The sequence below is a fragment of the Mesohalobacter halotolerans genome (assembly GCF_006120725.1).
Lineage (GTDB): Bacteria > Bacteroidota > Bacteroidia > Flavobacteriales > Flavobacteriaceae > Psychroflexus > Psychroflexus halotolerans.
Map to the genome: position 1 here is coordinate 75373 of NZ_SWMU01000005.1, position 11505 is coordinate 86877.

An 11505-nucleotide genomic window follows, 5' to 3' on the forward strand; every position below is an offset into this window, starting at 1 on the left:
TAATTTTTTCGAACAAATAAAAAAAGTGTGTGACATTAAAAATTTTTTACGTTTATTCGGTTGTTTATTGTTAATGGTGTTAGTATCATGTGGTAGTTTTTATAATAGTAATAATATAGAAACTAGGGATGGTAATTTGGGTTGTCCTGAAGGTTACGAATGCTATGCTAAAATAATTCAGGATAAGTCAATACAAATAGATCAATCCAATGAAAACATGCAATTAGTTGATGATGAAACTCAAAATGTCATCAATTATGTATATAAACATATTGGGGATAAAAATACTATTGATGATGATTTTGAAGAAAATGTGTATTTTCAAATACCAGTCGATCAAAAAGAGATTATTCAGCTAGACGAAGAATTGGTAGATAACAAAATGCTTTTTCAAAAATCTTGTCAAAATTGCACTATAAAAGATTTGGAAGTTTTGAAAAAGGGCTAACTTTATGTTAGTCAAGCCAATGATCAATATCAAATCTTTTTTGAAATAAATCCTTCTGAGCGATTTAATATTAAGAAAGTCAAAACTATAGTATTTGGAAATGCATACGGTTATAGTTATGGCGACTAACTTTATTCGTAATACTCATTTTTAAATTCACTTGAAGAAAGTTTATAATCTAAAACTTTTCTCATGTATTTGTGGATTCGTTTGTTATCAGCTTTAATTTTGATAAAATAATCATCCATATAAACTGAATATTCTTGCGATCTACCTTTATATATTTTTAATTTATGAAAAGGAATAACAAGGGCGTAGGTTTCAAGTAATGATCTAAAGCTTAAAATAATCCCTTGAGGTCTCATTTCAATACTGCAGACGTTTCTGTAACTATCTAAAATTAAGAGGTTATATATTTGTTTGCTTGAAGAATTTATAATGAGTTTACCAGAACCAATACCTCCCATTTTTACTCTATCTACAAAGGAGAAAGCCCGACCCACATTTTCATCAATCTGATTTTTAATTTTTGGTCTATTATATGAAACATTGAGTAGCATAATTTTTTTTTCTAAAGTTATATAAAATGAGTTTATGACCTCAGACTAGGCTCTAAATTTTAGATTATATTTGTCTTTGTAAATCAAAATCCATGCGTTTAGAGCAATTATTAACCCCACATCTTAAAGGTTTTTTTAAAAAAGATTATCAAAAAGAGATAAAAAAGTTTGAATTTCAACAAACAAGAAAAGAATTTAAAGGTGATATCACACTTGTCGTCTTTCCTTTATTAAAATACATCAAAACTAATCCTGCCCAACTGGCAAAAAACATAGGTGATTATTTAAAGTCAAATTTGTCAGAAATTAAAGATTATAATGTTATCAAAGGATTTTTAAACCTTGAATTGCAAGATGATTATCTTATCCAAGTGCTAGATGATATTTATAATGATGACAATTTTGGAAAAAAAGCCCCAAATGGTCAAAAACTGATGGTTGAATTTTCTTCACCAAATACTAACAAACCCTTACATCTTGGCCATATAAGAAACATAACACTCGGTTTTGCTGTTGCTCAAATCATGGAATACGCAGGATTTGAAGTTTTTAAAACTCAAATCATTAACGATCGCGGTATTCATATCTGCAAATCAATGCTGGCATGGCAAAAATTTGGTCATGGAGAAACCCCGGAATCTACAGGAATGAAGGGTGACCATCTCGTTGGAAAATATTACGTTAGGTTTGATTTGGCTTATAAAAAACAAATTCAAGAGCTTGTAGATAAAGGCATTACAAAAGATGAGGCTAAGGCTAAAGCACCAATTTTAAAGGAAGCTCAAGACATGCTCAAACGTTGGGAGAAAGGTGATGAGGAGGTTGTTGCTTTATGGGAAAAAATGAACCGTTGGGTATACAAAGGGTTTGATAAAACCTATAAAAGCTTAGGTGTCGACTTTGATAAAAATTATTACGAAAGCCAAACTTATTTGTTTGGAAAAGATACTATTCAAAATGGTTTAGATAAAGGTATTTTCTTTAAAAAACCAGATGGTAGTGTTTGGATTGACCTAAGTGATGAAGGCTTAGATGAAAAAATTGTTTTAAGAGCAGATGGAACCTCAGTTTATATGACACAAGATATCGGTACTGCGATCAAACGTATTGAAGATTTTGGTATTGACAAAATGGTTTACACCGTTGGAAATGAGCAGGATTATCACTTTAAAGTCTTATTCTTAATTCTCAAAAATTTGGGGTACGACTGGGCAGATAACCTCTATCACCTAAGTTATGGAATGGTCGATCTACCAAGTGGAAAAATGAAAAGTAGAGAAGGTACTGTCGTAGATGCTGACGATCTGATTCAAGATATGGCGCTCACTGCAAAGCAAATTTCGGAGGAACACGGTCGAATCGAAGAGTATGATGCTCAACAACAAGACTACCTATACCAAACCATCGGGTTGGGAGCTCTCAAGTATTTTATACTCAAAGTCGATCCTAAAAAGCGAATTGTGTTCGATCCCCAAAAATCGGTCGATTTTCAAGGTAATACAGGACCATTTATTCAATATACTTATGCTAGAATTCAATCCATATTAAGACAATATAAAAGCAATCCCAATCAAAAGTTAGAGACATATCGATTGGACGAAAAAGAAAGTGAGTTGATTAAAATACTTGACCAATTTCCTAATCTTATTCTTCAATCTGCAGAGCAATATAGTCCGGCATTATTAGCCAACTATACTTATGAACTGGTAAAATCTTTCAACTCTTTTTACCAAAACTTAAGTATTCTAGGTGCAGAGAGCGACAATCAAAAGTTATTTAGGGTAAAACTATCGGCCTCTACGGCCAAGGTGATAAAAATTGCTTTTAAATTGCTGGGAATAGATGTTCCGGATAAAATGTGATTTTAAATCCAACTTAATTGACTTGACTCTACTTTGTAGTTAAGATAATTGATCATCTTTAAAGCTTCATTGTATTTTAAGTAACTCACCCGTTCACTACCTGAGGCGGTATAAATGATTAAATCTGCATGTTGGTTGTGTTGTTGAAACCAATTGCGCTTTAAAGCTAGTGATTGAATTTTATGGGTTCCAATATACTTCATATTGGTATGAATAGAACCCGAATTAATTTTCATTAAACTCTCATTTACTCCAACATGGCTCTTCTTGACAGTTTTGAAAGCGACATAGCTAAAAATTGCTGTCAAAATTGAGAATACAATTATACTTACCACAAGATTTTGCCAGAAAAACAACCCCAAGCCAATACCGATACTCAGTATAGAATAACGCAACATCAACCGTATCATTAACCTTTTGCTACTCTTCACTACTACAAAATTTTGATCAAATGGTAAATTAAACAAAGACTGAAACATGATCTTGATTTCATCATCGGTCACACCTACTATACCTATTTTCTTTTTCTTGTTAAGTTCTTCAGATGAGGCTTGACTGATAAAGATGTTTTTAATACCAAAAAAATCTTTTATAGGATTTTGTTCAATTTCAAAGACTTGTGTTTTATTTTTTTTGATGACTTGATTTACGCGTTTAAAGAGACCGTAATCTACTTCAAATTCATTATTGCTTTTGGTGATTTTGAGTTCAAAATATTTGATTACAGATGTTGCTATCGTCACTAAAAAAGCGGCGGTGATTATAAAAATTATAAAACCGGCAACATAGCCTACCGTTTCTGGAATTTGGTTGAGGTAAGTTTCGTCGACATCAACGTCATAAAAATTTGAAAGAATATCTTCAATGTATTGATATAGTGTTGCAAAAAACGCGAACACAAGACCTAAGCCTTTTAGATAATTTGAGCTTATGCCTACTTTTAATAAACGTTTTAAATTGAGATGAAACAAAGTTTCAGGTTTTACTGATTGACTGGAAGCTGATTTTGTTTTTTCGTCTCCTTTAACCTGGTCTGCTTTATGTTTGAGTAAAATACGTTTTAACTCAACGGCATCTTCTCGACTTAAAGCTTTGATGGTAATTTCAGCCTTTCCCTGTCCTGCGGTCTCAATTTCAAAACCAACGACATTGAGCATTTGTTGAATGAGGTTTTGATTGATATTGATATTTTGTATTCTATCAAATGCGATGTCGACATCAGTAAATTTAAACACGCCGTGCCTTAAAAAAAATCGATCATTTTCAATATGAAATTTAAAGTTGAGATAACTTTTGTAGGAGTAGAGAAGTTGTAATATCAACAAAAGGACTAAACCTATGACAATAAATTGCCAATAATTTTCTCTAATATTACTACTCAGAAGCGGTAGAAATGCATAAATGTTTTGTTTAATGCGTTTGGCCAAATCCATTAAAAAAATGACCAAGATTCCCCTGAAATTTTGCCTTTGTGGTGTTGAAAAATCAGTTGTCATCGAGGTCAGCTACTTTTAGAATTTGAGCTTTTAATTTATCAGCATCATTGTGATTAAGTCCGGCAATGCTCAAATCACCTGTTGAGGAGCCAGCAGTGTAAACCTTTAAGGTATATATTTTAAATGCTTTAAATACCAAGCCTTGTTTGACTTCTACATGCTGGATACGTTTATACGGCACAATAGTTTGCCTAAATACAAAAAAACCTTTTTGAAAAATCAAGTCTTTGTCTCTAATGCCAAATTGCCGCCGGTGAAACCCTAATTCAATATCTAAAATGATTAATGAAAATAAAACTACAACAAAACCCAAAATAGGATAAAAGGCTAATGCCGGTAACCCAACAAAAAAGTCTAGCAAAAAAAGACCTGAAAAGATAAACAAAGCCCAAAAGGCATATAAAATCCTTAAAACTTTCAAATAAGCTTTATCGACAGGATAACCTTTTACATTTTCAAAACGTGGTAAATGAGAAATATTCAAAGTTTGGTTTTGAAAATCTAACATAAATTTGAATTCTAAATTACTTAATACTCAATATTAAAGTGTTCAAGGTTAAAGTTCAAAGTTCATAGTTTAAATTACTATCAAAAAAACTAATAACTATCAACTAAATTAAGGAATCCACTTAATATCCTTAAAGTTAGGCTTACGTTTCTCTAAAAATGCGTTGCGCCCTTCCTTGGCTTCATCTGTCATATAAGCAAGTCGTGTGGATTCACCGGCAAAAACTTGTTGCCCGACCATCCCGTCGTCTGTCAAATTAAAAGCAAATTTGAGCATTTTGATTGAAGTGGGCGATTTTTCTAAGATTTCTTGTGCCCATTGGTAGGCTTCGTCTTCCAATTTGTCGTGGTCAATAGCAGCGTTGACCATACCCATATCGACTGCTTCTTGAGCAGAATAATTTCTGCCTAGAAAAAATATTTCTCTAGCCTTTTTTTGACCAATCATTTTAGCTAAATACGCAGAACCATAACCACCATCAAAGCTGGTCACGTCAGCGTCGGTTTGTTTGAAAATGGCGTGTTCTTTACTTGCTAAAGTTAAATCGCAAACTACGTGTAGTGAATGTCCACCACCAACAGCCCAACCTGGTACAACAGCAATTACAACTTTAGGCATAAAGCGTATTAAGCGTTGTACTTCCAAAATATTAAGTCTTGGCATCCCGTCGTCATCTACATAACCTTGATGTCCACGTGACTTTTGATCTCCTCCACTACAAAAACTAAAGACACCATCTTTTGGAGATGGACCCTCTGCTGAAAATAAAACTACGCCAATAGAAGTATCTTCACGGGCATCGAGAAAAGCTTCGTAAAGCTCAGCAACAGTTTTCGGTCTAAAGGCGTTTCTTATTTCGGGTCTGTTAAAGGCAATACGTGCTACGCCTTTAGACTTTTTGTAAGTAATGTCGGTATATGTTTTAACAGTCTTCCAATTCATAATTTAAAATAAGATTTGTAATCGCTATGCATTGACATTTCTGGGAAAAGTTCAAACATTTCAAAAGCATAACCTTGATGTATTGCAAAGGCTTTTTGAAAAATTTCTTGAGCTCGAGTATATTCCTTGAGTTTGAAATATACACCTGACAAGCGATACAAGAATTCAGGATGATTTTCATAAAATTCTTGAGCGTAGTCTAAAGTATCTAACGCATCTTTCCATTTTTCTTCTTCAATACAAATATCGATTTGCATGACAAGATTTTCAAACTCATAGTTACCAAATTCCAATGCATGCTGTAGTCCTTTTTTGCTTTCATCTTCATAACCAAGCTCTGCATTTATAATACTAAAGTTTCTCCAGTGGTGTGGGTTTTCGCCGTCAATATTTAAAGCTTTGTTGACAAAAGATAGGGCAGTTTTATACTCTTTTTTATTCATGTAAAATTCGGTTAAAGCAGACCATGCTTTATCCATCATAGGGTCTTCGTGAACAGCTTTTTTAAAATATTTTACAGCTTCAACAGATTGATTGAGTTTGATATAGCATTTACCGATTCTCAAATAAGCGTAGGCTGTTGGATCGTCTAACTGGTTTGAGATTTTATAGTTTTCTATGGCCTCATGATACCGCTTTAGACGCTCAAGCACTTTTGCTTTCTCCAGATAAGCGCCGACAAAATAATCGTCGGAATAAATGGCAAAATCAAAGGCTTGTAAAGCTCGTTTGTCTTCGCCTATATCGTAATAAAGTTTTCCCAGTTGATGCCAAGCAATTTCGCAATACGGGTTTTTATTTAAAAACTGATTGAGATAAACAATAGCTTCTTCTTGTTGGTCTAAGAAGTCAAAGCAATAAATGATATTGTACAAGGCTGTAAAGTCTTTTTGATCTTGGTCTAAGCACTTCATATACGTTGCCTTTGCCTTTTCAAAATTTTCCATAAACAAGTATTCAATGCCTATCAGATTAAAAATCTCTGATGGTTGCACTGCAAAGTCCAAAGTATATTCTAAAGTCTCTATAGCTTCAAGATGTCTGTCTTGTTTGGAGTATATATTGGCTTGAAGCACATAAATTTCTTCATTTTGAGGGTCGACTTTTTGAAGGTAGTTTAGCAAGTTTTCTGCTTGAGCGTGTTTATCTTCAAAAATATAAATTTCAGCTTTTAGGAGTTTAAGGTCAGTATAATTGGGATGCTGGTGCAAGCCAAGTCTCATGGCTTTCTTTGCTAAAGCCAATTTTCCCATATCGATATAATGCTCAACAATTTCAACAAATTCGTCTGCGTCAAAAAATAAGACGTTGTTGGTTTTAAGCATATGTTCAAATTTTTCAATAGGGAAATCAAAGTCTTCGTTGGATTCAAATTTCATAGAATAGACTTTTAAGAAAATTTATAGGTTAAATTTAACAGGCTTTTCATTGGTTTTATTGTTTTTTCAAAGAGATTGTCAACAAATTAATTAACAATACTTTTATACTTAGGACTAAGGTTTTAATTTTCAAAGATTTTATCATTATTGGGTATTAAAATTGTTTAAGATATTAAGTATGATTTGACAGCCTTTGTCTATTTCTGTTTCAGATATTGTTAAGGGTGGCGTAATACGAACCGCTTTTTTTTCATAAAGCAACCAAAACAAAATCAAGTTATGATCCTTGGCTTTTAAGACCAGTTGATTAGCTAAAGTTTCTGTTTTCATTATTAAAGCGAGCATCAGTCCTTTTCCTCTGATTTCTTGTATTAAAGGATGTTTTAATCGAGTTCTAATTTGCTGTTCTTTTGCACTAATTTGATTGATGATATCTGTTTTTTCTAAAACCTCGAGCGTTTTTAAAGCAGCTGCTGCAATTAGGGGATGACCGCCAAATGTGGTGATGTGTCCCAACTTAGGCTTATCACTTAGTAATGTCATGAGTTGTTTAGAAGCTGTAAAAGCACCAATTGGCAATCCTGATGCCATGGCTTTGCCCATGACTAAAATGTCTGGAACAATACCAAAATGTTCAAACCCAAAAAGTTTACCCGTTCGGCCAAACCCTGGTTGAATATCATCTAAAATCAAAAGCGCGCCAACTTTTTCGCAGCGTTGCTTAACTTTCTTTAGATAGTCATTTTCGGGCATAATAAAACCTGCACCACCTTGAATGGTCTCTAAAACGACGGCCGCAGTTTTGTCTGTAATTAAGTTTAAACAATTCTCATTGTTGAATTCTATATGGGTGATATGAGGTAAAAGTGGAGCAAAAGCTTGGGTGCGTTCTTGATAGTCCATCAGGCTTAATGCCCCATACGAATTACCGTGATAACAGTGTTTTGCAGCGATTATTTGGGTGCGACCGGTTGCTCGACGAGCTAATTTTATTGAACCATCAATTGCTTCTGTGCCACTGTTTACTAAATAAGTTTGCTGTAAGGGTTGAGGTAAAAGTCGAGCTAAAGTCTTAGAGACTTCCAAAGCGGGCTTTAATACATATTCCCCATAAACCATAACGTGAAGATATTGCTCAGCTTGTGTTTTAATCGCTTTGACAATTTCAGGATGACAATGCCCCAAATTGCAAGCCGAAACGCCTGCTACAAAATCAAGGTGAGCTTTACCATCGGTTGTGTAAATGTAAATCCCTTGAGCAGATTTTACTTCAAGTCCAAGTGGATGTGGCGTAGTTTGTGCTTGATATTTTTGAAAAGCCTTATTCATCAATTTTGTTTGGCAGTTTCTTTAATTTTTGCTTTAACGCTTTCGGCTTTTTGGGTTGGTTAGGTTTTGTTATGGTATCTATATTCTTAAGCTTAGATTGTTTGTTGAGGTCTTTCTGGAGATAAAAAGGTTTAACGACTGAATCATTTTCATCTATATCTTTTAAACCTTTAATTATAGGCAGCTCATATTGCGGTCTATCAGTGAGCAAATCTGCTTTAGATTTTATCTTTTCTTCACCACGCCATTCCATTCCTCTAAAAGTTCGAGCGTTAGGTGGTAATTCTTTTTCTGGATAAGTGTTGCCCGAGACATTATCATAATAATACATGTCTGCAACTTCTCTATTTTGAAATTCAATCTTTATGCTGGATGCTACAGTTTTATCAATACCTATAAGCTCGTTGTCTTCATTTCTAGAATAATAGATGGTTTCAGCATTCTTGATAAAATGGGCTTCGGTTAATTCATTATTTTCAAATAAGCCATTAAGTTTTTTACCCTTAATTTGGTTAAAACCCTCAATACTGTCTTTTTGAACCATAAAACTGTTGTTGAAGACTTTTAAGGAGTATAACTTTTCGGTTTCCATATTTGAAATGAGTATTATGGTGTCACCATTTACTTGGCTATTAGCCGACCATAAAATGGGTTTTGTGATTAACTTGGTATAACCCGTTACTTGAGATGAATGTATAGAATCAGCTTTACCACTTAAATCCGATTTAAACAATCTGGCATCAGGATACGCTCTAACAATACGTTTATCCGGCACACCTGTTATCATCATTGTATCACTTGCAATATGGATAGAATCGTTTTCTTGATAAGTCGAGGCTATCGGGTTTTTGGTAATAATCACTGAATCTTTGTCTTTGTAAACTTCGGCATAATGACCTTTGACTCGGGTTCGATTGATGGTATCAATGATTTCAATATGATTAGTTGCCGAGGCAAAATTGCGTTTTTGATCAAAAAATATACTGTCGCCATAAAGGGTCCGTTGTTCATAATCGACTTTAGAGTTTTTGACAAAATACCCAAAATCTTCTCTCGTATTAAAAAAACCCCGCTCACAATAGACTTTACCACTGTCTGTTGTGGCGACTGATGGTCCATAAAGATAGGCATAACCGTTATTGGTATAAAAATCTAAAATGTTAGTGTTGATAATATAATCTGGACTCGTAACTTTTACATTTTGACGAAAAGCGTATTTATCATTTTTCAATTCGTAAGTCCCACGAATACTGGTAATAGTACTTGCTGTGTCTTTAACGGTGCCACCACTTCGGTAAAAGGCTTTTTGCACCACGCGATCAAAAAATAATGAATCAGTAGTCAACCGATTGCTCGGCGTTGTTAAAACCACATTTTCACTGGCAAATGCAAATTGAGTTTTACCGTTGTATTCCGCATAGGCACTGCGCATGTTAATGGTATCGTCCTGTATCATTTTGACGTTACCATAGGCTTTAAAAAAATTTTCGCTTTGGTAAAATATAGCTTTATCACACCAAACTTTAATGCCTTCGTGTTTAAAAAAGACTTGCTTATTCACTTTATTAAAGATAAAAGCCCCAGGGTAGAGTTTTTCATTAATGTTAGTACGTTCACTTTCATACTCAATTTGGCTATTTTGAGAATATGCAAAGCCAAAAGACAGTAAAAAGATTAAAAAGAAAAATTTATACAAATTCAAATAGTTTATGCAAAATTACACAAAAGCGATTTCAAAGTGATTGATATATGAATAGAAAATGTTAAAAGCCTGATAATTAACGTTTATTTGATGCCATGTAGCCATAATATTAGCTTGAAGAAAGATAAAGTTATGCCTAACTGAACACAATTTTTGTGTTTTTATATGTAAAATTAAACGCAATGTCTACAGAAACTGAGAAATCAAAAGAGAAGAAATCTAAAAGGAATAGGGATACTAATTCTAAAAAAGTATCTAAGACTTGGTTGGCGATAGAAAAATTAAAAGGAACAGGCGAAATACTAGTCATGAAGGCGGTACTCAAATAAAGATCTATGCGAAGCTACCTATTAGATACTAATATTTTAGTTTTTGCAATATCTGGCGAAACCCAAAATCTTTCAAACGAGACGAAATATTTTAAACGACTTTAGCAATAATCTTCATACCAGTTCTGTCTCTGTTTTAGAATTACTGCAGTTGTATAGAAAAGAAAAAATAAAAATTTTAAAACAACCCAAGAATTGATTGATGCTATTGAAAATTTATTATACATCAAAATTCTCCCAATCACCAAATTTCATATCGAAACGGTTTCAGAACTTAAGGTATCACAAAATCACAACGACCCATTTGACCATGCCGTTATTGCTCATGCCATAACTGAAATATTAAATATGGTGTCTTCTGATCGAAAATTTAAGAATACACTGCACAAGGCTTAGGTTTTGTTTTTCATAAGCGGTGATTTAAAGCTATTAGATTTTATAAAATCAAAGATTAATTATCTAAAACCATTCCAAATTTTATCAGCTTAAGCCAATCTTAAGTTGATGTATTAAATTCTGTTGTATATTTGTTATATGCTCAAAATTGGTTCTTATATATTATCAGTAATTATTTTTACACAAGCTTTAGGTCTTAGTCCAAAGACTTTTGTAAACCTAGATGATATATGGTCGCATTACCAAATGCATCAAGAAGAATATGGCGATGATTTTATGACATTTATTGATTTGCATTACGGTAGTGGAAAAGCTGAACACCAAGATGAACATCAAGAACATGAACAATTGCCTTGCTTAAACTGTAATTTGTTCCAAAATCAGATTCTAATCTTAACAGTTTTAGATTTTAATTTAATTGAGGTTGAAACCCCTACTTATAAAAACCTCAATTCCTTTTACAGTGATAATTATTTTTCTACAGTTATAATAGAAGTCTTTCAACCGCCTAAAAGTTTTGATTGGTCTTAAACACTTTTTCTTCAATCAAAATT

Annotated in this window: 11 protein-coding genes and 1 pseudogene; 5 read left to right on the forward strand and 7 right to left on the reverse strand. The window is 33.3% G+C overall.

All coding sequences use genetic code 11. From position 1 onward, the window contains the following. Positions 1–73 precede the first annotated feature (73 nt). On the forward strand, positions 74–448 hold the full coding sequence (locus tag FCN74_RS11365) for a hypothetical protein (protein WP_138932728.1): 375 nt from the start codon (positions 74–76) through the stop codon (positions 446–448). A gap of 131 nt (positions 449–579) precedes the next feature. Here FCN74_RS11365 and FCN74_RS11370 read toward each other — a convergent pair whose 3' ends face one another. Then, positions 580–1008: a hypothetical protein gene (locus tag FCN74_RS11370; RefSeq protein WP_138932729.1), complete on the reverse strand. Its 429-nt coding sequence runs from the start codon at positions 1006–1008 to the stop codon at positions 580–582. Between the two features lie 92 nt (positions 1009–1100). On the opposite strand from FCN74_RS11370, the gene argS reads away from it, so the two are divergent. Then, positions 1101–2870, forward strand: coding sequence for an arginine--tRNA ligase (gene argS / locus FCN74_RS11375; protein ID WP_138932730.1), 1770 nt, complete (start codon positions 1101–1103; stop codon positions 2868–2870). 2 nt (positions 2871–2872) lie between these two features. Here argS and FCN74_RS11380 read toward each other — a convergent pair whose 3' ends face one another. From FCN74_RS11380 to FCN74_RS11405, 6 genes are all read right to left on the reverse strand, one after another. Further along, positions 2873–4366 (reverse strand): PH domain-containing protein, encoded by a 1494-nt coding sequence (locus tag FCN74_RS11380; protein ID WP_138932731.1) that lies wholly within the window; start codon positions 4364–4366, stop codon positions 2873–2875. After that, entirely contained in the window at positions 4356–4874 is a 519-nt protein-coding gene (locus tag FCN74_RS11385; RefSeq protein WP_138932732.1) for a PH domain-containing protein, read from the reverse strand. Before FCN74_RS11385 ends, FCN74_RS11380 begins: the two co-directional genes overlap by 11 nt. 108 nt (positions 4875–4982) lie before the next feature. Continuing rightward, positions 4983–5816: a 1,4-dihydroxy-2-naphthoyl-CoA synthase gene (locus FCN74_RS11390; protein ID WP_138932733.1), complete on the reverse strand. Its 834-nt coding sequence runs from the start codon at positions 5814–5816 to the stop codon at positions 4983–4985. Then, positions 5813–7195, reverse strand: coding sequence for a tetratricopeptide repeat protein (locus FCN74_RS11395; RefSeq protein WP_138932734.1), 1383 nt, complete (start codon positions 7193–7195; stop codon positions 5813–5815). Before FCN74_RS11395 ends, FCN74_RS11390 begins: the two co-directional genes overlap by 4 nt. A 144-nt stretch (positions 7196–7339) precedes the next feature. Further along, complete coding sequence (locus FCN74_RS11400; protein WP_138932735.1) at positions 7340–8524, reverse strand: aspartate aminotransferase family protein; 1185 nt, start codon at positions 8522–8524, stop codon at positions 7340–7342. Then, on the reverse strand, positions 8517–10220 hold the full coding sequence (locus FCN74_RS11405; protein WP_246062624.1) for an OstA-like protein: 1704 nt from the start codon (positions 10218–10220) through the stop codon (positions 8517–8519). The genes FCN74_RS11400 and FCN74_RS11405 overlap by 8 nt, the downstream gene beginning before the upstream one ends. Positions 10221–10408: 188 nt before the next feature. Here FCN74_RS11405 and FCN74_RS12105 point away from each other — a divergent pair, with 188 nt between their 5' ends. From FCN74_RS12105 to FCN74_RS11415, 3 genes and pseudogenes are all read left to right on the forward strand, one after another. Beyond that, on the forward strand, positions 10409–10555 hold the full coding sequence (locus tag FCN74_RS12105; protein ID WP_171047167.1) for a hypothetical protein: 147 nt from the start codon (positions 10409–10411) through the stop codon (positions 10553–10555). 192 nt (positions 10556–10747) lie between these two features. Then, positions 10748–10951, forward strand: a pseudogene (locus FCN74_RS11410) (PIN domain-containing protein); the annotation flags it as partial. 138 nt (positions 10952–11089) lie between these two features. Then, entirely contained in the window at positions 11090–11482 is a 393-nt protein-coding gene (locus FCN74_RS11415) for a hypothetical protein (protein WP_138932737.1), read from the forward strand. Positions 11483–11505 lie beyond the last annotated feature (23 nt).